23 protein-coding genes are annotated in these 23,869 nt (G+C 60.4%); 2 read left to right on the plus strand and 21 right to left on the minus strand.

The features are described from left to right. Window positions 1-166: 166 nt before the first annotated feature. From rpsQ to rpsL, 15 genes are all read right to left on the minus strand, one after another. Window positions 167-406, minus strand: coding sequence for a 30S ribosomal protein S17 (gene rpsQ / locus GR138_RS13600; protein ID WP_160859770.1), 240 nt, complete (start codon window positions 404-406; stop codon window positions 167-169). A 12-nt stretch (window positions 407-418) separates the two neighbouring features. Then, a complete protein-coding gene (rpmC, locus tag GR138_RS13605; RefSeq protein ID WP_069059028.1) occupies window positions 419-619 on the minus strand; it encodes a 50S ribosomal protein L29 in 201 nt (66 codons plus the stop codon). 12 nt (window positions 620-631) lie between these two features. Continuing rightward, the gene (rplP, locus tag GR138_RS13610; protein WP_117372290.1) at window positions 632-1,045 is read right to left on the minus strand and encodes a 50S ribosomal protein L16; all 414 of its coding nucleotides are present in this window, start codon (window positions 1,043-1,045) and stop codon (window positions 632-634) included. A 38-nt stretch (window positions 1,046-1,083) separates the two neighbouring features. Beyond that, complete coding sequence (rpsC, locus tag GR138_RS13615) at window positions 1,084-1,815, minus strand: 30S ribosomal protein S3 (protein WP_160859771.1); 732 nt, start codon at window positions 1,813-1,815, stop codon at window positions 1,084-1,086. Next, complete coding sequence (gene rplV, locus GR138_RS13620) at window positions 1,815-2,204, minus strand: 50S ribosomal protein L22 (RefSeq protein ID WP_069059031.1); 390 nt, start codon at window positions 2,202-2,204, stop codon at window positions 1,815-1,817. Before rplV ends, rpsC begins: the two co-directional genes overlap by 1 nt. A 2-nt stretch (window positions 2,205-2,206) precedes the next feature. Beyond that, window positions 2,207-2,485 carry a 30S ribosomal protein S19 gene (rpsS, locus tag GR138_RS13625; RefSeq protein WP_023517272.1) on the minus strand — a complete coding sequence of 93 codons (279 nt, stop codon included), beginning with the start codon at window positions 2,483-2,485 and terminating at the stop codon, window positions 2,207-2,209. A gap of 15 nt (window positions 2,486-2,500) precedes the next feature. After that, on the minus strand, window positions 2,501-3,337 hold the full coding sequence (gene rplB / locus GR138_RS13630) for a 50S ribosomal protein L2 (protein ID WP_160859772.1): 837 nt from the start codon (window positions 3,335-3,337) through the stop codon (window positions 2,501-2,503). A 31-nt stretch (window positions 3,338-3,368) separates the two neighbouring features. Continuing rightward, window positions 3,369-3,662 (minus strand): 50S ribosomal protein L23, encoded by a 294-nt coding sequence (locus GR138_RS13635; protein WP_160859773.1) that lies wholly within the window; start codon window positions 3,660-3,662, stop codon window positions 3,369-3,371. Further along, window positions 3,659-4,279, minus strand: a complete 621-nt coding sequence (rplD, locus tag GR138_RS13640; RefSeq protein ID WP_160859774.1) for a 50S ribosomal protein L4 — start codon at window positions 4,277-4,279, stop codon at window positions 3,659-3,661. The genes GR138_RS13635 and rplD overlap by 4 nt, the downstream gene beginning before the upstream one ends. 12 nt (window positions 4,280-4,291) lie before the next feature. After that, window positions 4,292-4,975 carry a 50S ribosomal protein L3 gene (gene rplC / locus GR138_RS13645; protein WP_160859775.1) on the minus strand — a complete coding sequence of 228 codons (684 nt, stop codon included), beginning with the start codon at window positions 4,973-4,975 and terminating at the stop codon, window positions 4,292-4,294. Between the two features lie 168 nt (window positions 4,976-5,143). Then, window positions 5,144-5,452 carry a 30S ribosomal protein S10 gene (gene rpsJ, locus GR138_RS13650; protein WP_003507767.1) on the minus strand — a complete coding sequence of 103 codons (309 nt, stop codon included), beginning with the start codon at window positions 5,450-5,452 and terminating at the stop codon, window positions 5,144-5,146. 189 nt (window positions 5,453-5,641) lie between these two features. Continuing rightward, window positions 5,642-6,817, minus strand: a complete 1,176-nt coding sequence (gene tuf / locus GR138_RS13655) for an elongation factor Tu (protein ID WP_160859776.1) — start codon at window positions 6,815-6,817, stop codon at window positions 5,642-5,644. Between the two features lie 68 nt (window positions 6,818-6,885). Continuing rightward, window positions 6,886-8,985, minus strand: a complete 2,100-nt coding sequence (fusA, locus tag GR138_RS13660) for an elongation factor G (protein ID WP_160859777.1) — start codon at window positions 8,983-8,985, stop codon at window positions 6,886-6,888. Window positions 8,986-9,016: 31 nt separating this feature from the next. Next, window positions 9,017-9,487, minus strand: a complete 471-nt coding sequence (gene rpsG / locus GR138_RS13665) for a 30S ribosomal protein S7 (protein WP_069059038.1) — start codon at window positions 9,485-9,487, stop codon at window positions 9,017-9,019. A gap of 58 nt (window positions 9,488-9,545) precedes the next feature. Continuing rightward, window positions 9,546-9,917 (minus strand): 30S ribosomal protein S12, encoded by a 372-nt coding sequence (rpsL, locus tag GR138_RS13670; protein ID WP_022719193.1) that lies wholly within the window; start codon window positions 9,915-9,917, stop codon window positions 9,546-9,548. Window positions 9,918-10,472: 555 nt separating this feature from the next. Here rpsL and GR138_RS13675 point away from each other — a divergent pair. Continuing rightward, complete coding sequence (locus tag GR138_RS13675; RefSeq protein WP_160859778.1) at window positions 10,473-10,769, plus strand: transcriptional regulator; 297 nt, start codon at window positions 10,473-10,475, stop codon at window positions 10,767-10,769. 517 nt (window positions 10,770-11,286) lie between these two features. Next, window positions 11,287-12,399: a helix-turn-helix transcriptional regulator gene (locus GR138_RS13680; protein WP_160859779.1), complete on the plus strand. Its 1,113-nt coding sequence runs from the start codon at window positions 11,287-11,289 to the stop codon at window positions 12,397-12,399. A 97-nt stretch (window positions 12,400-12,496) separates the two neighbouring features. Here GR138_RS13680 and rpoC read toward each other — a convergent pair whose 3' ends face one another. From rpoC to rplK, 6 genes are all read right to left on the minus strand, one after another. Next, window positions 12,497-16,708, minus strand: a complete 4,212-nt coding sequence (rpoC, locus tag GR138_RS13685) for a DNA-directed RNA polymerase subunit beta' (RefSeq protein WP_160859780.1) — start codon at window positions 16,706-16,708, stop codon at window positions 12,497-12,499. Between the two features lie 156 nt (window positions 16,709-16,864). After that, window positions 16,865-21,004, minus strand: coding sequence for a DNA-directed RNA polymerase subunit beta (gene rpoB, locus GR138_RS13690; RefSeq protein ID WP_160859781.1), 4,140 nt, complete (start codon window positions 21,002-21,004; stop codon window positions 16,865-16,867). Window positions 21,005-21,257: 253 nt separating this feature from the next. Continuing rightward, complete coding sequence (rplL, locus tag GR138_RS13695) at window positions 21,258-21,635, minus strand: 50S ribosomal protein L7/L12 (RefSeq protein ID WP_160859782.1); 378 nt, start codon at window positions 21,633-21,635, stop codon at window positions 21,258-21,260. Between the two features lie 60 nt (window positions 21,636-21,695). Beyond that, the gene (rplJ, locus tag GR138_RS13700) at window positions 21,696-22,214 is read right to left on the minus strand and encodes a 50S ribosomal protein L10 (protein WP_160859783.1); all 519 of its coding nucleotides are present in this window, start codon (window positions 22,212-22,214) and stop codon (window positions 21,696-21,698) included. 359 nt (window positions 22,215-22,573) lie between these two features. Continuing rightward, window positions 22,574-23,266, minus strand: a complete 693-nt coding sequence (rplA, locus tag GR138_RS13705; protein WP_160859784.1) for a 50S ribosomal protein L1 — start codon at window positions 23,264-23,266, stop codon at window positions 22,574-22,576. A gap of 2 nt (window positions 23,267-23,268) precedes the next feature. Further along, window positions 23,269-23,700, minus strand: coding sequence for a 50S ribosomal protein L11 (gene rplK, locus GR138_RS13710; RefSeq protein WP_023517311.1), 432 nt, complete (start codon window positions 23,698-23,700; stop codon window positions 23,269-23,271). Window positions 23,701-23,869 lie beyond the last annotated feature (169 nt).

The following is a 23,869-nucleotide window of genomic DNA, read 5'->3' on the forward strand; positions in this document are numbered from 1 at the left end:
TGTTTTCGCGCGGGATGGTGTGTTGCCAAGGTGGTTTCCACGTCGGCGAACCGATGGACCTTCCGTGCGCTCAAAGCAAAAGAACGCTCGCGATTCCGAGCGTCCTTGCGCTGCTTCATACAGATTTTCGCGCCAGAAGCAAGAGCCCGGCGCTCAATCCTTGTATTTAAGCCTGGGCCGATACGACGACGGTCCAGCGCTTGTCCTTGGAGATCGGCGCACATTCCTCGATGGAAACGACGTCGCCGACCTTGAACTGGTTGGTTTCGTCATGCGCCTTGTACTTCTTGGACCGACGAACGGTCTTCTGAAGCAGCGGGTGAGCAAAGCGGCGCTCGACGCGGACGACAATGGTCTTGTCGTTCTTGTCGCTGACAACAGTGCCCTGCAGAATGCGTTTCGGCATATTTTTTGGTCCTTAGGCCTTGGCTTCTGCCGCCTTCTGGCGGGCAATGGTCTTGACGCGCGCGATATCCTTGCGGACTTCGTTGATGCGCGAGGTCTTCTCGAGCTGGCCGGTCGCCTTCTGGAAGCGCAGGTTGAACTGCTCCTTCTTCAGCTTGGCAAGCTCATCGTTGAGCTGGTCGGCGCTGAGCGCCCGAACGTCTACGGCTTTCATCGCTTCTGCCCCTTACTCTGCAATGCGCTGTACGAAGCGCGTCTTGACCGAGAGCTTGGCCGAGCCGAGACGAAGCGCCTCACGGGCGATCTCCTCGGAAACACCGTCGATCTCGAACATCATACGGCCAGGCTTGACCTTGGCCGCCCAGTATTCGACCGAACCCTTACCCTTACCCATGCGGACTTCGGTGGGCTTTGCGGTGACCGGAACGTCCGGGAACACGCGGATCCACACACGACCGGCACGCTTCATGTAACGGGTGATCGCGCGGCGGGCCGCTTCGATCTCGCGAGCGTTCACGCGATTCGGTTCCTGAGCCTTCAAGCCGAACTCGCCGAAAGCGAGGTCGGAGCCGCCCTTGGCGACACCCTTGATGCGGCCCTTGAACTGCTTGCGGTACTTGGTACGCTTTGGCTGCAACATTTTTTTACTTCTCCGATATTGGCTGCCAAACGCGACTGTTACGCGTTTTCACGACGACGGTCGCCGCGATCGCCGCGTTCACGGCTTGCGGGACCCTGGCTGTCACTTTCGCTTGCGCGACGCTCCGAGGCCATCGGGTCGTGCTCAAGGATTTCGCCCTTGAAGATCCAGACCTTGATGCCGCAGATGCCGAATGCGGTTTCGGCTTCAGCCGTACCGTAGTCGATGTCTGCACGCAGCGTGTGAAGCGGAACGCGACCTTCGCGGTACCATTCCGTACGCGCGATTTCTGCGCCGCCGAGACGGCCGCCGCAGGTGATCTTGATGCCTTCGGCGCCAAGACGCATCGCGGACTGAACAGCGCGCTTCATCGCACGGCGGAAAGCCACGCGGCGCTCGAGCTGCTGGGCGATCGACTGTGCGACGAGCGTCGCGTCGACTTCCGGCTTGCGCACTTCAACGATGTTGAGGTGCGTTTCGGAGTTCGTCATCGAAGCGAGCTTCTTGCGAAGCTTCTCGATGTCTGCACCCTTCTTGCCGATGATCAGACCCGGGCGAGCCGAATGGATCGTAATGCGGCACTTCTTGTGCGGACGCTCGATGACGACCTTGGCGATACCGGCCTGCTTCAGCTCTTCCATGACGAAAGCGCGGATCTTCAGGTCTTCGTGGAGCAGCTGGCCGTATTCGGCGTTGTCGGCGAACCAACGGCTGTCCCAGGTACGGTTGATGCCGAGGCGGAAACCGATTGGATTAATCTTCTGGCCCATTATGCGGCCTCCCCTTTGGCTTCGACTTCACGGACGACGATCGTGAGATGCGAGAAAGGCTTCTCGATCCGCGATGCGCGGCCGCGGCCACGAGCGTGGAAACGCTTCATGACAATCGACTTGCCGACATACGCTTCCGCGACGATCAGCGAGTCCACGTCGAGGTCGTGGTTGTTTTCTGCGTTGGCGATAGCAGATTCAAGCGTCTTCTTGACGGTCTCGGCGCTACGCTTGCGCGAGAATTCAAGCTCAGCGAGAGCCTTGTCCACCTTCTTGCCGCGGATGAGCGCAGCAAGCAGGTTGAGCTTCTGGGGGCTGACGCGGATCGTGCGCGCGATGGCCTGCGCCTCGTTATCCTTCAGCCGACGTTCGGCTTTAGCCTTACCCATCTTTACTTCCTCTTCGCCTTCTTGTCCGCACCATGACCGTAATAGGTCCGGGTCGGAGCGAATTCACCAAACTTGTGGCCAACCATATCTTCGTTGACGGCCACCGGGATGTGCTTCGAGCCATTGTAGACGCCGAAGGTCAAACCGACGAACTGCGGCAGGATCGTGGAGCGACGGCTCCAGATCTTGATCACTTCGCTGCGACCGCCTTCACGAACCTTCTCAGCCTTCTTGAGAAGATAGCCGTCAACAAACGGGCCTTTCCATACTGAACGAGCCATTCCTGACTACCTCTCTTACTTCTTCTTCAAGTGGCGCGAGCGCATGATGAACTTGTCGGTCGACTTGTTCGAGCGGGTACGCTTGCCCTTGGTGGGCTTGCCCCACGGGGATACCGGATGGCGACCACCGGAGGTGCGGCCTTCACCACCGCCGTGCGGGTGGTCGACCGGGTTCATGACGACGCCGCGGTTATGCGGGGTCTTGCCGCGCCAGCGGGTGCGACCGGCCTTGCCGTCGTTGATGTTGCCGTGGTCCGGGTTGGATACGGCGCCGATCGTGGCGAGGCAGGACGAGTGAACCAGGCGCTGTTCGCCGGAGTTCAGGCGAAGGATCGCCATGCCCTGATCGCGGCCGACGAGCTGGACGAAGGTGCCGGCGGAGCGGGCGATCTGGCCGCCCTTGCCCGGCTTCATCTCGACGTTATGAACAATCGAGCCAACCGGGATGTACTGCAGCGGCATGGTGTTGCCGGGCTTGACGTCAACGGCCTTGTCGGACGCGATGACCTTGTCGCCGGCTGCCAGGCGCTGCGGTGCCAGGATGTAGGCCTGCTCGCCGTCAGCGTATTCCACCAGCGCGATGAACGCCGTACGGTTCGGGTCGTATTCCAGGCGCGCAACGGTGCCTTCGACGTCGAACTTGCGACGCTTGAAGTCAACGAGACGGTAGGTGCGCTTGTGACCACCACCGATGAAGCGGGCGGTGATGCGACCGAGGTTGTTACGACCGCCGCTCTTGGAGAGACCTTCGGTCAGAGCCTTGACGGGCTTGCCCTTGTAAAGGCCCGACCGGTCGACGATGACCAGCTGACGCTGGCTCGGAGTGGTCGGATTGAAGTGTTTCAATGCCATTTTCCTGTTTCCTCTTTAGCCGACTGCTCGATTAGAGCCCGGTGGAGACGTCGATCGACTGGCCGTCAGCAAGCGTGACGACAGCCTTCTTGACATCTCCCTGCCGGCCGGCGAAGCCGCGGAAACGCTTAACCTTGCCCTTGCGGACGAGCGTGTTCACAGCCGTGACCTTGACGCCGAAGAGTGCTTCCACTGCAGCCTTGATTTCAGGCTTGGAGGCGCGCTTGGCGACGTTGAAGACAACCTGGTTGTTTTCGGAGACCAGCGTCGACTTTTCGGTGATCGAAGGAGATACGATCACATCGTAGTGGCGAAGATCCGTCATTTGAACCGCTCCTCGAGGGCTTCTACAGCAGCCTTGGACAGAACGAGCGTGCCGCGGCGCAGGATATCATAAACGTTGATGCCCTGGATCGGCAGAACGTCCACGTTCGGGATGTTCCGTGCTGCGAGCTTGAAGTTGCCGTCAAGTTCTGCGCCGCCGATGATGAGGGCGTTGGTGAGGCCGAGCGACGCAAAAGCGCCAGCCAGAGCCTTCGTCTTTGCTTCGGCAGCAACCAGATCGTCGATGATGATCAGGTTTTCAGCCTTCAGCTTGGCCGAGAGCGCATGACGCAGGCCGAGTGCGCGAACCTGCTTGGGCAGGTCGTGGGCATGGCTGCGGACAACCGGGCCGTGGGCCTTGCCACCGCCGCGGAACTGCGGAGCGCGTGCCGAATGGTGACGAGCGCGGCCCGTACCCTTCTGCTTGTACATCTTGGCGCCGGTGCGGGAAACTTCCGCGCGGCCCTTCGACTTGTGCGTGCCCTGCTGCTTCTTGGCAAGCTGCCAGCGAACGACGCGGGCAATGATGTCCTCACGCGGCTCAAGGCCGAAAATCGTGTCGGAAAGGGAGACCTTGCCGGCGTCCTTCCCCTCGAGGGTCGTGACTTTGAGATCCATGATCAGGCTCCCTTACTTAGCTGCGGCGCGCACGGCGGCCGGACGCGGAGCGTCGGACGGGGTGCCGGACTTGACGGCGTCGCGGACAACGATCCAGGCGCCCTTGGAGCCCGGGACTGCGCCCTTGACGAGGATGAGACCACGCTCTTCGTCGGTCGAAACGACTTCGAGGTTCTGGGTGGTGACGCGCGTCTGGCCCATGTGACCAGCCATGCGCTTGCCCTTCCAGACCTTGCCCGGGTCCTGGTTGTTACCCGTCGAACCGTGCGAACGGTGCGAAACGGACACGCCGTGCGTTGCACGAAGACCACCGAAGTTGTGGCGCTTCATGGCACCGGCAAAACCCTTACCGATCGTGGTGCCGGTAACGTCGACCAGCTGGCCGGCGACGAAATGGCTCGCGGTCAGTTCCGCGCCGATGTCGATGAGGTTGTCTTCCGAGACGCGGAACTCGACGAGCTTCGCCTTCGGCTCGACGCTTGCTGCGGCGAACTGGCCGCGCAGCGCCTTTGCCGTGTTCTTCACCTTGGAAGAGCCGGCGCCGAGCTGAACAGCCGTGTAGCCGTTCTTCTCCTGCGTACGCTGGGCAACGACCTGGACGTTGTCCAGTCGCAGTACTGTTACAGGGATGTGCTCACCTGCGTCATTATAGACGCGAGTCATCCCTACTTTCTGTGCAATCACACCTGAACGCATGGTTCAATCCTCTTAGAAGTCCTGTCGGGGTATTCCCGTGAGAGGGAGCCCCTTCATGCCTCTTGGTTTAAGGATTCCACTCGGGCTTCCTAGCCGTCGGGTTTCCCGTTTTCAGAAGACGTCGGCTTACGCCACGTACCTTCCTTGTTATTTCGGCTTACGCCGGACTTAGAGCTTGATCTCTACGTCTACACCGGCCGCAAGGTCGAGCTTCATAAGGGCATCGACGGTCTGCGGAGTCGGATCTACGATGTCGAGCAGGCGCTTGTGCGTGCGCATCTCGAACTGTTCACGGCTCTTCTTGTCCACGTGGGGCGAGCGGTTGACAGTGAACTTTTCAATACGGGTCGGGAGCGGAACGGGGCCGCGGACGCTTGCGCCGGTACGCTTTGCCGTCGACACGATTTCACGCGTGGAGGCATCAAGGATCCGGTGGTCAAACGCCTTGAGGCGGATGCGGATGTTCTGGCCGTTCATACGACTTTTTCCTTAGTTCGTTATCCGCGCGATTCTCTTGAGAATATGCGCTTTTTGATTCTGCGGTTCCCATAAAGGAACGCACACGAAAACACAATGCCGAAAGGCCAGTCCGCTAAATTATCAAAGACCGGAGGGGCAGGATAACACCCTGCCCTTCCTATTTCAGCGGCCTTAAAGCCTTAAGTCTTACTCGACGATCGAAGCGACGATGCCGGCGCCGACGGTGCGGCCGCCTTCGCGGATGGCGAAGCGCAGCTTTTCTTCCATCGCGATCGGAACGATCAGTTCGACGGCAACCGTCACGTTATCGCCCGGCATAACCATTTCCGTGCCTTCCGGCAGCGAAACGATACCCGTCACGTCCGTCGTGCGGAAGTAGAACTGCGGACGGTAGTTCGTGAAGAACGGCGTATGACGGCCGCCTTCTTCCTTCGTCAGGATGTAGGCTTCTGCCATGAACTTCTTGTGCGGCTTGACCGAACCCGGCTTGCACAGGATCTGGCCACGCTCGACGCCGTCACGCTGAACGCCACGGATCAGAGCGCCGATGTTGTCGCCGGCCTGGCCCTGGTCGAGCAGCTTGCGGAACATTTCAACGCCGGTAACCGTCGTCTTGGTCGTCGCACGGATGCCGACGATTTCGACTTCTTCACCAACCTTGACGATGCCACGCTCGACGCGGCCGGTCACGACCGTACCACGGCCCGAGATCGAGAACACGTCTTCGATCGGCAGCAGGAACGGCTGGTCGATCGGACGCTCAGGCGTCGGGATGTAGGCGTCAACGGCAGCCATCAGCTCGCGGATCGCGTCTTCGCCGATCTTCTTGTCCGAATCTTCCAGAGCGGCGAGCGCCGAGCCCTTGATGATCGGAATGTCGTCGCCCGGGAAGTCGTAGGACGACAGAAGTTCGCGCACTTCCAGCTCGACGAGCTCGAGAAGCTCGGCGTCGTCAACCTGGTCGACCTTGTTGAGGAACACGACGATTGCCGGAACGCCAACCTGGCGGGCGAGCAGGATGTGCTCGCGCGTCTGCGGCATCGGGCCGTCAGCGGCCGAGCAGACCAGGATCGCGCCGTCCATCTGGGCAGCACCGGTGATCATGTTCTTGACGTAGTCGGCGTGGCCGGGGCAGTCGACGTGCGCATAGTGACGGTTCGGCGTTTCGTACTCAACGTGCGCCGTCGAGATGGTGATGCCGCGCGCCTTTTCTTCCGGTGCAGCGTCGATCTGGTCGTACGCCTTGAACTCGCCGAAATACTTCGTGATCGCTGCCGTCAGCGACGTCTTGCCATGGTCAACGTGGCCGATCGTGCCGATGTTTACGTGAGGCTTGTTGCGCTCAAACTTGCTCTTTGCCATTTCCGGCTCTCCATTCGTGATCCCGCGAGGGGAAATTCATACAAATTGCTTTTTGGGGCGTACCCCGGTCACTTCTGACCGGAGTACTTTGCCTGGATTTCCTGTGCGACGTTCGACGGAACCGGCGCGTAGTGGTCGAAGACCATCGAGTACTGGGCGCGGCCCTGCGACATGGAGCGCAGGTTGTCCACGTACTTGAACATGTTCGCCAGCGGCACGTTGGCGGAGATCACGACGGCAACGCCGCGCGATTCCTGGCCCTGGATCTGGCCACGGCGGGAGTTCAGGTCGCCGATAACGTCGCCGACATAGTCTTCCGGCGTTACGACTTCGACCTTCATCATCGGCTCGAGCAGCTGGGCGCCGGCTTCACGCGATGCTTCACGGAAGCAGGCACGCGATGCGATTTCGAAGGCGAGGACCGAGGAGTCGACGTCGTGATAGGCGCCGTCGATGAGCGTCGCCTTGACGCCGAGCATCGGGAAGCCTGCGAGCGGACCCGAGGACAGAACGCTTTCGATACCCTTCTGAACGCCCGGGATGTATTCCTTCGGAACAGAGCCGCCGACGATCTTGGATTCGAAGAGGAAGTCTTCGCCATCCGGGTTCGGTTCGAACACGAGCTTCACGCGGGCGAACTGGCCGGTACCACCGGTCTGCTTCTTGTGCGTGTAGTCCTTTTCGGTCTTACGCGTGATCGTCTCACGGTAAGCAACCTGCGGAGCGCCGACGTTGGCTTCGACCTTGAACTCGCGACGCATACGGTCGACGATGATGTCCAGGTGAAGTTCGCCCATGCCTGCGATGATCGTCTGGCCGGACTCTTCGTCGGTCTTGACGCGGAAGGACGGGTCTTCAGCGGCCAGGCGGTTCAGGGCGAGGCCCATCTTTTCCTGGTCGTTCTTCGTCTTCGGCTCGATCGCGATCTGGATGACCGGCTCCGGGAATTCCATGCGCTCGAGGATAACCGGCTTCAGCGGATCGCAGAGCGTGTCGCCCGTCGTCGTGTCCTTGAGGCCGGCGAGAGCAACGATGTCGCCGGCAAAGGCTTCTTCGATGTCTTCACGCGAGTTGGAATGCATCTGCAGCATGCGGCCGACGCGCTCGCGCTTTTCCTTGACCGTGTTCATGACCGACGTGCCCTTTTCGAGCTTGCCGGAATAGATGCGGGCGAAGGTGAGCGAACCGACGAAGGGGTCGTTCATGATCTTGAACGCAAGCATCGAGAGCGGCTCGGCGTCATCGGCGTGACGCTCGATGTCCTGCTCGGTCTTGACGTCGATGCCCTTGATCGCCGGGATGTCTGCCGGGGACGGCAGATAATCGACGACGGCGTCGAGCAGCGGCTGAACGCCCTTGTTCTTGAACGCGGTACCGCAGAACATCGGGTGGAACTTCACGTCGATGGTGCCGCGGCGAACGAGCGCACGGATCTGGTCGTTGTCCGGGTAGTTACCTTCGAGATAGGCTTCCATCGCGGCTTCGTCGATTTCGACGACGGTCTCGATGAGCTTCTCGCGGTATTCCTCGGCCTTGGCCTTCATGTCTTCCGGGATCTCGACGACGTCCCACTGGGCGCCGAGCGATTCATCGCGCCAGACGAGAGCGTTCATTTCGATCAGGTCGACAACGCCCTTGAAGTCGCTTTCAGCGCCGATCGGCAGCTGCATGACGACGGCGGTCGCACCGAGACGCGACTTGATCATGGACACCGAGCGGTAGAAGTCCGCGCCGGTCTTGTCCATCTTGTTGCAGAAGATCATGCGCGGAACGTTGTACTTCTCAGCCTGGCGCCAGACGGTTTCCGTCTGCGGCTCAACACCGGCGTTGGCGTCGAGAAGAGCGATCGCACCGTCGAGAACGCGCAGCGAACGCTCGACTTCGATGGTGAAGTCAACGTGGCCGGGGGTGTCGATGATGTTGAAGCGGCGGGTCTTGCCGTCACGGCCCTTCCAGAAGGTCGTGGTGGCAGCCGACGTGATCGTGATGCCGCGTTCCTGCTCCTGCTCCATCCAGTCCATCGTGGCGGCGCCGTCATGGACTTCGCCGATCTTGTGGGACTTGCCGGTGTAGTAAAGGATACGCTCGGTCGTCGTTGTCTTGCCGGCGTCGATGTGCGCCATGATACCGAAATTTCGGTAGTCTTCGATTTTATATTCGCGAGCCATCTGGGACTCCTTTCGAGACGTCTAGTTTCGGTTACCAGCGGTAGTGCGAGAAGGCACGGTTGGCGTCAGCCATCTTGTGCGTGTCTTCGCGCTTCTTGACGGCGCTGCCGCGATTGTTCGCCGCGTCCATGAGTTCGCCGGAAAGGCGCTCGACCATGGTCGTTTCGTTACGCTTGCGGGCAGCTGCGATCAGCCAACGGATTGCGAGAGCCTGACGGCGCTCCGGACGAACGTCGACCGGAACCTGGTAGGTCGCACCACCGACGCGACGCGAACGCACTTCGACGTGCGGCGCGACGTTGTCGAGAGCCGAATGGAAAACCGTCACCGGATCCTGCTTGGCCTTGCCCTGAACAACATCGAAGGCGCCGTAAACGATCGTTTCGGCGACGGACTTCTTGCCGTCCAGCATGATGGCATTCATGAACTTGGTGACTACGAGATCGCCGAACTTCGGGTCCGGGTTGATCTCGCGCTTTTCTGCTCTATGGCGACGGGACATACTTTTTGTCTCTCAAACTTAGAATGGACTGACCAGCGAAATGGCGCCGGTTGACGTATTACTTCGGACGCTTCGCACCGTACTTGGAACGGCGCTGCTTGCGGTTCTTGACGCCCTGGGTGTCGAGAACGCCGCGGATGATGTGGTAACGCACACCCGGCAAGTCCTTTACGCGGCCGCCACGGATCATGACGACAGAGTGTTCCTGCAGGTTGTGACCTTCGCCCGGAATGTAGCCAATGACTTCGAAGCCATTGGTCAGGCGGATCTTGGCGACCTTACGCAGAGCCGAGTTCGGCTTCTTCGGGGTCGTCGTATAAACGCGGGTGCAAACGCCACGCTTCTGGGGGTTTTCCTGCAGAGCAGGAACCTTGTTGCGCTTTACCGACGCCTGGCGCGGCTTGCGGATCAACTGGTTTACGGTAGGCATAGACCCATCCCTTGCAATAGTGTCTCAGTACCCTTTCGGGCGGATACATGGCCACACGCCTGTTCATGCGCAAAACAAGGCCGATCCACCTTTTGTGGATGACCTCGATGAGCAGAGGACACGGACGTACCGCGTCATGCGTGCAGCATTCATGTTCTCAACGTGTGTCGAGCCCTGTTTGAGGCGAACTTCAGAACGAGTCGTTCCGAACCAGCCAGCCTCACATAGGCTCTGATGGCGTGCGGTCTACTGACTAAAGGGCAAAAGGTCAAGGGGCGGCACGAAAGAATCCGGGGTGGGAATGGCTGGCCTGCCTGAGAAGCAGGGCTTTCAGCGCCCCACCCTGCCCGTTCGCGGCACTTTTGAAGCGAACGGCCTTTGCTGGAGAACATTAAGAAAGCGTGAAGACGGAATCAACCGGAAGAGTCGAACGGACGAAACCACATCCACCGATTCTCACGACTCACCTTTTGGCGCCCACCACGATTTTGCATTTGGGTCCGGCCGCCCTACCCTTTATAGAACGGACATCGTTCATCCCGAGAGGAACACGCCATGGCGTCCAGTGCCGACAACGACAACAACACACTCGACGACCCGATGGTCTTCATCATCATCGGCAAGGCCTATGAGCGCGAAGGCGAGGACGGCATCGACATCCACGTCATGCTGCGCGCGCCGGACGATGACAGCGCCGTGCGCGAGGCGCTGAACGCGCTTTCGGAAGAAGGTTTCCTCGAGGCAGACCTCGACCAGATCGGCACGCTGACCGATGTTCCCGAAGAAGAGCCGCACGCCTCCGCCTACAAGGGCGCGCTCGAAGGTGAAGTGGCGATCATCCGCTTTGCATGAAGGCGTGCGGCGCAGGCATTGATAGGGCAATGCCTGCGCCGATGCGCTGTCGTACGAAACCTCTCCTGCCGAATCGTCCCCAGCCCGACGGCAGGCTCGGCTCCAGCCGGGCGCATGTCAGATTGACGGTTTAGGCGGTGTCAAAATTCGATACCGTCAAACTGTGTTCCTTGCCGAGAAGCGCGACCTGAACCACGGCGTCCCGCCTTCATAGAGCAGTTGGCCATAGCGTTTCCTCGCGGCGAAACCGGCTTCCCACAAGGCATATCACCAAGATTTCAAACAACCGCGCCCCCCAATTGGAGGTGTCGCGTCAGAATATTCTTGGGAGCACCGCCTCGGCCTCCACATCGCAATTGGCCATATGGAATTAGAACCATCAGTGGCATTTTCCAGCGAGAACGCCACGCACCGGACATCCGTCATCCCAATATGCGTTTGTTTTTTTTGTGAAATGCTCCACGATGCAAAATAGGTGGGAGCCTAATCCCCCGATGAAGCAACGCTTGGAACATCTATGGACGCGATACAGTCTGAACTGATCGGCAAGATCTACGAAGCCGCAATATTCAGGGACCGTTGGCCGGAGGTAGTTGCTACGATAGGCCGCCATTTCGATTTCTGGGGCGGCGCGCTTACCTGGGAAGCTGGCGGTGAGCGCAGATGGGCGGGAACGACCAATTTTCTGGACGTGATGGAAGAATTCATCGCCGAAGGGTGGGCGACGAAAAACATCCGGCTGGAAAGGGCGAACCGCGAAGGACAGTTCTCCTTCGTGCGCGATACCGACTTTTTCACCTCGCTGGAACGGCACAGCATGCCGATCTACCGCGAATTTCTCGCCCCGCGTGGCCTGGGATGCGCGACGGCGACCCTGATTGCCGGTCCTGAAGACATCAATATCAGCGTCTGCTTCGAACAGCACCTCACGAAAGGCAGTATCAGCGACGAGGCGATCCGCATTCTCGACAGCCTTCGTCCGCATATCGCCAGAAGCCTTGTGCTGGCAACGGAGCTGGACCGGCAGAAGGCCGACCTCCTCGCGGCCGGGCTGAGCGCGATCGGCGCACCCGCTGCCATCGTGCAGGACAATGGGTGCGTGCTGTCGGCCAATCCGCTCTTTACGACGGCGCTTCGCCGCGTCTCGATCCGCGCCCGCGACCGGATCTTCCTCCACGATGAAAGCGCCAATCGTTTGCTCTACGAGGCCCTGGCGAAAATCGCCGGTGACCAGATCAAATCGATCCCGCTGCCGGCGACGGAGGACGAGCAGGCCTGCATTGTGCACGTCATACCGCTGTGCGGGAATGCCCTCGATTTTTCGCCGCGCGGGACGGCCATTGTTCTGGTTGCCCAGCCGGCGGCGGCACAGGCGAACGATCTCCGCATCCTGAAAGGGCTTTACGACCTGACCCGCAGCGAAGCGCGCATCGCCATCGAGATACAAAGCGGCATGGCTTTGCCGGAAGTCGCCAAGCGACTTGGCATTTCCTATGAAACCGTACGCAGCATGGCCAAAGCCATCTATGCGAAGACCGGCAGCTCCGGGCAAAGCGACCTCGTTCGCCGCCTGTCCGTCGTCGCCAGATATTCCCTGCCATCGTCGCCGCAGGATCCCCCAAAGCGCTGAAAACCGCCTGGAGAAAACGCAAAAACGCCCGGATCGCTCCGGGCGTTTTTGATTGCGTTGTCGGGCGGGGCTGTCAAAGCCCCTGCCCTTGACCCGATTACTCGGCAGCCGCACCCTCGCCGCCGGCGAGATCGGCCAGCATCGGGGTTGCAACGCCAGCACCGGTCGACTTGCGGCGCTCGTCGAGGATCATCTCGTCGCGAGCCGTTGCGATGCGGCGGATCTGGGTCATCGTGCCACCGGTACCGGCCGGGATGAGACGGCCGACGATGACGTTTTCCTTGAGGCCCTGCAGGCCGTCGGTCTTGCCGGCGATCGCAGCTTCCGTGAGAACCTTGGTGGTCTCCTGGAAGGATGCGGCCGAGATGAACGACGGGGTCTGCAGCGACGCCTTGGTGATGCCGAGGAGGACCGGATCGCCGTAAGCCGGCTTCTTGCCCTCTTCGATCAGCTGATCGTTGACGTCTTCCAGCTCGATACGGTCAATGTTGTCGCCGACGATGTATGTCGAGTCGCCAGCATCGGTGATCTCGACCTTCTGCAGCATCTGGCGAACGATCACCTCGATGTGCTTGTCGTTGATCACAACGCCCTGCAGTCGGTAGACTTCCTGGATTTCGTTCACGAGGTAGGAAGCGAGTGCTTCCACGCCCTTGATCGCCAGGATGTCGTGCGGTGCCGGGTTACCGTCGAGGATGTAGTCACCCTTTTCGATGTAGTCGCCGTCCTGAAGGTGGAAGGGCTTACCCTTCGGGATCAGGTACTCGACCGGCTCGACACCGTCTTCCGCCGGCTCGATCATCACGCGACGCTTGTTCTTGTAGTCGCGGCCGAAGCGGACGGTACCGTCGATCTCAGCGATGACGGCGTGGTCCTTCGGACGACGGGCTTCGAACAGTTCGGCAACGCGCGGCAGACCACCGGTGATGTCCTTGGTCTTGGCGCTTTCCAGCGGCGAACGCGCAAGAACGTCACCCTGGGAGACCTTCTGGCCCGGCTCGACGGAAAGGATCGCATCGACCGAGAGCATGAAGCGGGCTTCGCCACCGCGGGCAAGCTTGGCGACAGCGCCATTCTTGTCCTTGATGATGATGGCCGGCTTCAGGTCGGAGCCGCGCGGCGTCGAGCGCCAGTCGATGACCGAACGCTTGGTGATGCCGGTGGACTCGTCGGTCATTTCCAGAACCGAGATGCCGTCGACGACGTCTTCGAAGTGAACGGTACCCTCGACTTCCGTCATCATCGGACGGGTGTAGGGGTCCCACTCGGCGAGACGCTGGCCGCGCTTCACCTTGTCGCCGTCATCGACGAAGATCTTCGAACCGTAGGCAACGCGCTGCGAGGAACGCTCCACACCACGCTCGTCGAGAATGGTGACCGCCATGTTGCGGCCCATCGCGACGAGTGCGCCATCGGAATTGCGCAGCATGTTGCGGTTCTTCATCTGCACCGTGCCTTCATACGATGCTTCCAGGAACGACTGGTCGACCACTGTCGCCGTGCCGCCCAAGTGGAAGGTACGCATGGTGAGCTGGGTGCCCGGTTCACCGATCGACTGCGCCGCGATGACGCCAACGGCTTCGCCCATGTTGACGGGCGTGCCGCGTGCAAGGTCGCGACCGTAGCAGACGCCGCAGACGCCGGTCTGGATTTCGCAGGTCAGAGCCGAACGGATTCGGATCGACTGGATACCAGCCTTTTCGATCGCCAGGACGTCCGGCTCCAGGATCATCTTGCCGGCATCGACGATGCGCTCACCCGTGACCGGATGATCGATATCGTCAAGCGCGGTACGACCCAGAACGCGAGTGCCGATCGACGCAACGACCTGACCGGCATCGACGATCGCCGTCATGGTGAGGCCCTTGTCGGTGCCGCAATCGACGTGCGTGACGATGCAATCCTGCGCGACGTCAACAAGACGACGGGTCAGGTAACCGGAGTTCGCGGTCTTCAAGGCGGTGTCTGCGAGACCCTTACGGGCGCCGTGCGTCGAGTTGAAGTACTCGTTCACGGTCAGGCCTTCCTTGAAGTTCGAGATGATCGGCGTTTCGATGATCTCGCCCGACGGCTTGGCCATGAGGCCGCGCATGCCGCCCAGCTGGCGCATCTGGCTCGGAGAACCGCGGGCGCCCGAGTGGGACATCATGTAGATGGCGTTCATCGGCTTCTGGCGACCGGTTTCGGCGTCGAACTCGACGGCCTTAATGCGGGCCATCATGTCTTCGGCAACCTTTTCGGTGGCCTTGCCCCAGGCGTCGACGACCTTGTTGTACTTCTCGCCCTGGGTGATCAGGCCGTCGTTGTACTGCTGCTCGTATTCCTTGACCAGGGTTTCGGTGTCACCGACGATCTTCGCCTTGGTTTCCGGAATGATCATGTCGTCCTTGCCGAACGAAATGCCGGCGCGGCAGGCATGGGCAAAGCCGAGCTGCATGATGCGGTCGCAGAAGATGACCGTGTCCTTCTGGCCGCAGTGACGGTAGACCGTGTCGATCATCTTGGAGATGTTCTTCTTGGTCATTTCCTGGTTGCAGGTCTCGAACGGCACGTTGACGTTCTTCGGCAGAAGTTCGCCGATGATCATGCGGCCAGGCGTCGTTTCATAGATCTTCGACACCAGATTGCCGTCGGCATCCATGGTCTTGAAGCGACCGCGGATCTTGGCATGCAGGGTGACGACCTTGTTTTCGAGCGCATGGTGCAGTTCGCCCATGTCGGAGAAGGCCATGCCTTCGCCCGGCTCGTTCTGGTTCATGATCGCCAGATAGTAGAGACCGAGAACCATGTCCTGCGACGGAACGATGATCGGCGCGCCGTTTGCCGGGTGCAGAATGTTGTTCGTCGACATCATGAGCACGCGCGCTTCCAGCTGGGCTTCCAGCGAGAGCGGAACGTGAACAGCCATCTGGTCGCCGTCGAAGTCGGCGTTGAAGGCCGTGCAGACGAGCGGGTGCAGCTGGATAGCCTTGCCTTCGACCAGGATCGGTTCGAAGGCCTGGATGCCCAGGCGGTGCAGCGTCGGTGCGCGGTTCAGCAAAACCGGATGTTCGCGGATGACCTCGTCGAGGATATCCCAGACTTCCGGCTTTTCCTTTTCGACGAGCTTCTTGGCCTGCTTGACGGTCGAGGAGAAACCCTTGGCGTCGAGGCGGGCGTAGATGAACGGCTTGAACAGCTCGAGCGCCATCTTCTTCGGCAGGCCGCACTGGTGCAGCTTCAGTTCCGGACCGGTCACGATGACCGAACGGCCGGAATAGTCGACGCGCTTGCCGAGCAGGTTCTGACGGAAGCGGCCCTGCTTGCCCTTGAGCATGTCGGACAGCGACTTCAGCGGACGCTTGTTGGCGCCGGTGATGACGCGGCCGCGACGACCGTTGTCGAACAGGGCGTCAACCGATTCCTGAAGCATGCGCTTCTCGTTACGGATGATGATGCCCGGTGCGCGCAGTTCGATCAGGCGCTTCAGACGGTTGTTGCGGTTGATGACGCGGCGGTACAGATCGTTGAGGTCCGACGTCGCGAAGCGGCCGCCGTCCAGCGGAACCAGCGGGCGCAGGTCCGGCGGGATCACCGGAACGACCTTCATGATCATCCATTCCGGACGGTTGCCGGATTCCATGAAGTTCTCGACGATCTTCAGGCGCTTCATCAGCTTCTTCTGCTTCAGTTCCGACGTCGTTTCCGCCAGATCCGAACGCAGGTCGCCAGCGATCTTCTCGAGGTTCATCGAGGCGAGCATTTCGAAGATGGCTTCGGCGCCGATCATCGCCGTGAACTGGTCTTCACCATATTCATCGACGGCGATCATGTATTCTTCTTCGGAAAGAAGCTGGTTTTCCTTGAGCGCGGTCAGGCCCGGCTCGGTCACGATGTAGTTCTCGAAATAGAGAACACGCTCGACATCCTTCAGCGTCATGTCGAGCAGCGTCGAAATGCGCGAGGGAAGCGACTTCAGGAACCAGATATGGGCAACGGGAGCGGCGAGCTCGATATGGCCCATGCGCTCACGGCGAACGCGCGACAGCGTGACTTCGACGCCGCACTTTTCGCAGATGATGCCCTTGTACTTCATGCGCTTGTACTTGCCGCACAGGCACTCATAGTCCTTGATCGGCCCGAAAATGCGCGCGCAGAACAGACCGTCGCGTTCCGGCTTGAACGTGCGGTAGTTGATCGTTTCCGGCTTCTTGATCTCACCGTAAGACCAGGAAAGAATCTTTTCCGGAGAAGCGATCGAGATCCGGATGGAATCGAACGTCTGCGCAGGCATCTGCGGATTGAAAAGGTTCATGACCTCTTGGTTCATGCCTATCTCCTTCGTGGGCCAATGGCCCTCTGCTTAGCAACCGATTGCGGCGATACCCGGGTGCCGCAAGGCTGCTTGAAACGGATGAGCCGCCCCTGCCCGGCCGGGCGGAGGCGGAAACGGTGCGCGCCGCATGCGGCGCGCACCCGATCAGGATTATTCCGCGGCGTCCGGAAGCTGGCCGGCTTCGGCGGCGGGATCGAGCTTCGAGTTCTCGAGCTCCACCGACAGACCGAGCGAGCGCATTTCCTTGACGAGAACGTTGAAGCTCTCCGGAATGCCCGCTTCGAACGTGTCGTCGCCACGAACGATCGCTTCGTACACCTTGGTGCGGCCCGCCACGTCGTCCGACTTCACGGTCAGCATTTCCTGCAGCGTGTAGGCGGCGCCGTAGGCTTCGAGCGCCCAGACCTCCATTTCCCCGAAGCGCTGGCCGCCGAACTGCGCCTTGCCACCCAGCGGCTGCTGGGTCACGAGCGAGTAAGGACCAATCGAACGGGCGTGGATCTTGTCGTCCACGAGGTGGTTCAGCTTGATCATGTACATGTAGCCGACGGTGACCTTGCGGTCGAAAGCCTCACCCGTACGACCGTCGTAGAGAACCGACTGGCCCGAGGAGTTGAGGCCCGCACGCTCCAGCATGCTGGCGACGTCGGGTTCATGCGCACCGTCGAAGACCGGCGTTGCGATCGAGACGCCCTTGCGGGACTGCTCGGCCAGCTTGATCAGGGCGTCGTCGTTGAAGTGCGCGACTTCGTCCTTGGCTTCGCTCTCGTAGACTTCCGTCAGCTCGCGCTTCAGGTCGGCGATGTCCATGGTCTTGCGATACTCGTCAAGCAGATCACCGATCTTCTTGCCCATACCGGCGCAAGCCCAGGCGAGGTGCGTCTCGAGGATCTGACCGACGTTCATGCGCGAGGGCACGCCCAGCGGGTTCAAGCAGATGTCGACATGCGTACCGTCTTCGAGGAACGGCATGTCCTCGATCGGCAGGATGCGCGAGACGACACCCTTGTTGCCGTGACGGCCGGCCATCTTGTCGCCCGGCTGGATCTTGCGCTTCACAGCGACGAAGACCTTGACCATCTTCATAACGCCCGGAGGCATTTCGTCGCCGCGCTGGACCTTCTCGACCTTGTCCATGAAGCGCTGTTCAAGGCGCGACTTGGATTCGTCGTACTGGCCACGGAGCGCTTCGATCTCGCCCTGGACCTTCTCGTCCTCGACGGCGAACATCCACCACTGCGAGCGGGGATATTCGGAGATGATCGCGTTCGAAAGCTCGGTGCCCTTCTTGAAGGCCTTCGGGCCGGCAACGGCAACGTGGCCACGCAGCATGTCGACAAGACGACCGTAAACGTTACGGTCGAGGATCGCCTGCTCGTCGTCGCGGTCCTTCGCCAGACGCTCGATCTCTTCACGCTCGATCGCCATCGCGCGTTCGTCCTTCTCAACGCCGTGGCGGTTGAAGACGCGAACTTCGACGACCGTACCGAAGGTACCGGGCGGCATGCGCATGGAGGTGTCGCGAACGTCGGAGGCCTTTTCACCGAAGATGGCGCGCAGAAGCTTTTCTTCCGGCGTCATCGGGCTTTCGCCCTTCGGGGTGATCTTGCCGACCAGGATGTCGCCCGGCTGAACCTCTGCACCGATATAGACGATACCGGCTTCGTCGAGGTTCTTCAGCGCTTCTTCCGAAACGTTCGGAATGTCGCGCGTGATTTCTTCCGGGCCCAGCTTGGTATCGCGGGCCATGACTTCGAATTCCTCGATGTGGATCGAGGTGAACACGTCGTCGGAGACGATGCGTTCGGACATCAGGATCGAGTCTTCGTAGTTGTAGCCGTTCCACGGCATGAACGCGACGAGCGCGTTGCGGCCGAGAGCCAGGTCGCCGAGGTCGGTCGACGGACCGTCCGCGATGATGTCGCCCTTGTTCAGGATGTCACCGACGGTGACCAGCGGGCGCTGGTTGACGCAGGTGTTCTGGTTGGAACGCTGGAACTTCTGCAGACGGTAGATATCGACGCCGGACTTCGACGGATCGAGGTCTTCGGTGGCGCGGATAACGATACGGGTCGCGTCGACCTGGTCGACGACACCGCCGCGGCGGGCCGCGATGGCAGCGCCCGAGTCACGGGCAACGATCGGTTCCATACCGGTGCCGACGAACGGAGCTTCCGCACGCAGGAGCGGCACGGCCTGACGCTGCATGTTCGAACCCATGAGCGCGCGGTTCGCGTCGTCGTTCTCAAGGAACGGGATGAGCGCGGCCGCAACCGAAACGAGCTGCTTCGGCGAAACGTCCATCAGGTTGATCTGGTCGCGCGGCGCCAGCATGACTTCGCCAGAGTGACGGCAGACGACGAACTCTTCCAAGAAGGAGCCGTCAGCGCCGAGCACGGAGTTCGCCTGGGCAACGTGGTACTTCGCCTCTTCCATGGCGGAGAGGTAGACCACGTCCGTCGTCACCTTGCCGTCGACGATCTTGCGGTACGGGCTTTCGATGAAGCCGTACTTGTTGACGCGGGCGAAGGTTGCGAGCGAGTTGATCAGACCGATGTTCGGGCCTTCCGGCGTTTCGATCGGGCAGATACGGCCGTAGTGGGTCGGGTGAACGTCGCGGACTTCGAAGCCTGCGCGCTCGCGGGTCAGACCACCCGGGCCAAGAGCCGAGAGACGGCGCTTGTGGGTGATTTCCGAAAGCGGGTTCACCTGGTCCATGAACTGGGAGAGCTGCGAGGAACCGAAGAATTCACGAACCGCGGCAGCAGCCGGCTTCGCGTTGATCAGGTCCTGCGGCATCACCGTATCGATCTCGATCGAGGACATACGTTCCTTGATCGCGCGCTCCATGCGCAGCAGGCCGAGACGGTACTGGTTCTCCATCAATTCGCCGACCGAACGAACACGGCGGTTGCCGAGGTTGTCGATGTCGTCGATTTCGCCCTTGCCGTCGCGCAGTTCGACCAGCATCTTGACCACGGCAAGGATGTCGTCCTTGCGCAGCGTGCGGACCGTGTCGGCAACGTCGAGGTCGAGACGCATATTCATCTTCACGCGGCCAACGGCGGAGAGGTCGTAACGCTCCGCATCGAAGAACAGCGTGTTGAACATGGCTTCGGCCGAATCCATGGTCGGCGGCTCACCCGGACGCATGACGCGGTAGATGTCGAACAGAGCGTCCTGACGGTTCTCGTTCTTGTCCACGGCAAGCGTCGAGCGGATGTAGGCGCCGACATTGATGTGGTCGATGTCGAGAACCGGGATTTCGTCGAAACCAGCCGACAGGATGACCGGAAGGGTCTTCTCGTCGATTTCGTCGCCGGCTTCGAGGTAGATTTCGCCCGTCGAGTAGTTGACGACGTCTTCGGCGAGATAGTTGCCGTAGAGGTCTTCATCGGTCGCCTTGAGAGCCTTGAGGCCCTTTTCGGAGAGCTGCTTCAGGAGGCGCGGGGTCAGCTTCTTGCCGATCTCCACGACGACTTCGCCGCTATCGGCGTCCACCATGTCCGAGACGGCCTTCTGGCCCTTCAGCGCGTCCGGATTGAAGGGAACGCGCCAGCCCTTGCCGTCGCGCTGGTAGAGCGACTTCGTGTAGAAGGTCGACAGGATCTCTTCGCCGTCCATGCCGAGCGCCATGAGCAGCGACGTGACGGGGATCTTGCGGCGGCGGTCGATGCGGGCATGCACGATGTCCTTGGCGTCGAACTCGATGTCGAGCCAGGAACCGCGATACGGGATGACGCGGGCAGCAAAGAGCAGCTTGCCGGACGAATGGCTCTTGCCCTTGTCGTGATCGAAGAACACGCCCGGCGAACGGTGCATCTGGGAAACGATGACGCGCTCGGTGCCGTTGACGATGAAGGTACCGTTGTCGGTCATGAGCGGCATGTCGCCCATGTAGACGTTCTGTTCCTTGATGTCCTTGATCGACTTCGCGCCGGTATCCTCGTCGATATCGAACACGATGAGGCGCAGCGTCACCTTGAGGGGCGCCGCATAGGTCAGGTCACGCTGGCGGCATTCCTCGACGTCGAACTTCGGCTGTTCGAATTCGTAGGAGACGAATTCGAGCATGGAAGCGCCGGAGAAATCGGTGATCGGGAAGACCGACTTGAAAACGGACTGAAGGCCCTCATCCGGACGACCGCCGGCGGGCTCTTCTACCATCAGAAATTGGTCGTAGGATGCCTTCTGAACCTCGATGAGGTTCGGCATGACTGCGACTTCGGGGATTTTACCAAAAAACTTGCGTACGCGCCTACGACCGTTAAACGAAAGGGTCTGAGCCATCGTCGCTCCTTCAAATTAAGCATCCGGGCCTGCAACGGACGGGGTTCGATGGCCAGTCGATCCCGTCTATCATGGGTTGGTTCAAACTCGTCTTGCCGCCGAACCACGGGCCGGATTGCCCAATTGCTCGGTAGAAGACCATCCTCTTGAAGAACCCATTACCCAAAAGCCGGTTTTCGCGGCTTTTGGGTAATCAGTTCAGAGGAATCGTCAATGGGAGAGGGGCGAAACCCTCTCCCATCGCATTCCGATATTACTTAACGTCGACCTTGGCGCCGGCGTCCTCAAGCTTCTTCTTGAGGTCAGCGGCTTCTGCCTTGGAAACAGCTTCCTTGACAGCCTTCGGAGCGGCTTCAACGAGGTCCTTGGCTTCCTTGAGGCCGAGGCCCGTGATAGCGCGGACTTCCTTGATGACGTTGATCTTGTTAGCGCCGGCGTCAGCCAGGATAACGTCGAACTCGGTCTTTTCTTCTTCAGCCGGGCCAGCAGCAGCAGCGCCGCCAGCAGCAGCAACTGCTACGGGAGCAGCAGCCGAAACGCCCCACTTCTCTTCGAGCATCTTGGAAAGCTCAGCAGCTTCCAGGACGGTCAGAGCGGAGAGGTCTTCAACGATCTTTGCGAGATCAGCCATTGTGATAGTTCCTTATATTCGGTTCGAACTGGTTAGTTTGATTTACAGCGAAAAACCGCCTCAAGCGGCTTCGTCCTTCTTGGCATAGGCTGCGAACACGCGAGCAAGCTGGCTTGCCGGTGCTGCAACGACCGTGGCGACGCGCGTTGCCGGGGCTGCAAGCAGGCCCAGGAGCTTTGCACGAAGCTCGTCGAGCGAAGGCAGGGTCGCGAGCGACTTGACTGCTTCTGCGTCGAGTGTGGTCGCACCCATGGCACCACCGAGAACAACGAGCTTGTCGTTGGTCTTGGCGAAATCCATGGCTACCTTGGGAGCAATCATCGGATCATTTGCGTAAGCAATGAGCGTCTGACCCTGGAAGAGATCAGACATCCCTTCCGACTCCGTACCCTGAAGGGCAATTTTGGCCAGGCGGTTCTTCGCGACCTTGACGGTACCACCAGCTGCACGCATCTTCGTACGAAGATCGTTCATCTGTGCAACGGTGATGCCGGCGTAGCGGGCCACGACAACCGAACCGGAAGCCTTGAAGACTTCGTTCAGCTCCGTGACGAATTCGCGTTTTTCCGCTCTTTCCACTGTGCCTATCTCCAGTTGACAGGACCGTGACTACTCACGGGACCTGCCGGGTTTACCTTTGCCGCTAGAGATCATCTCAAAAAGCTGATCCCGAGCGACGCTCGAGGATCCTGTCCCCTCGCGCTCGACCTTTCGGCCGCGACACAAGGTAAGGTAGGTTCGAACCGAATTTCGGCGTCATCCGACGCGGAAGAAATCCAGGTCTCACCCCGTCTCATGCAGGCAACGTGATTAAGGTCTAACCACCTGCAATCTCGGACAGGAGTTCCAGGCTTTGGGCCTGGAAATTCCCGGCCAGACAAGGCCGGGAATTCTGTTGCGGTGCGGCCGAAGCCGGACCGGAAACTTAAGCGCCTAAATCAGGCGACGGTCGACGGGTCGATCTTGACGCCCGGGCCCATCGTCGAAGAGATGGCTACGCGCTTGACGTAGTTGCCCTTGGCACCAGCCGGCTTCGCCTTGATGACGGCGTCGGCGAAAGCCTTGATGTTCTCTTCCAGAGCCTTGGCGTCGAAGGAAGCCTTGCCGATGCCGGCATGGATGATACCAGCCTTCTCGACGCGGAACTCGACAGCACCGCCCTTGGATGCCTTGACGGCGCCTGCAACGTCCATGGTGACGGTGCCGACCTTCGGGTTCGGCATCATGCCGCGCGGGCCAAGAACCTTACCGAGACGACCGACGAGCGGCATCATGTCCGGGGTCGCGATGCAACGATCGAAGTCGATCTTGCCGCCCTGGACGATTTCGACGAGGTCTTCGGCGCCGACGACGTCAGCACCGGCAGCCTTGGCTTCGTCAGCCTTGGCGCCACGGGCGAAGACGGCGACGCGAACGTCACGGCCGGTGCCGTTCGGCAGGTTGACGACGCCGCGGACCATCTGGTCTGCGTGACGCGGGTCAACGCCGAGGTTCATGGCGACTTCGACGGTTTCGTCGAACTTGGCAACCGCACGCTCTTTCACGAGAGCGATGGCGTCCGACAGGGCAACGAGCTTGGTGGGGTCGATGCCTTCGCGGATCTTCTGGAGACGCTTTGCAATCTTGGCCATGATCAACCTACCACTTCCAGGCCCATGGCGCGGGCGGAACCCTCGACCATTGCCATCGCGCCTTCGATATCGGCGGCGTTGAGATCCTTCATCTTGGCTTCAGCGATCGACTTGATCTGAGCCTTGGTGAGCTTGCCGACCGTGGCGCCCTTGCCCGGAGTCTTCGAGCCGGACGTGATCTTGGCTTCCTTCTTGAGGAAGTAGGTCACCGGCGGCTGCTTCATCACAAAAGTGAAGGACTTGTCCTGGTAATAGGTGATGACGACCGGAATCGGCATACCCTTTTCCATTTCCTGCGTAGCCGCGTTGAACGACTTGCAGAATTCCATGATGTTAATGCCACGCTGACCAAGCGCAGGACCAATCGGCGGGGACGGGTTTGCCGATCCTGCCTTGACCTGAAGCTTGAGCTGGCCTGCAACTTTCTTAGCCATTTCTCTCTGCCTTTCAGAATGCGGCCGGTCTCCCGGCCCATGATGCCGATCCGAAGACCGGCGGCTGCGGTTGCGTGGTGCGGATCGGCGCCCGGCTTATAGGCCGCCTGCCCTCCCACGCGATCAGCGGAAATCTCCGCCACCAACCCTCCTGGAGGATTGGATTTCG

The organism is Shinella kummerowiae (assembly GCF_009827055.1).
Classification (GTDB): Bacteria; Pseudomonadota; Alphaproteobacteria; order Rhizobiales; family Rhizobiaceae; genus Shinella; species Shinella kummerowiae.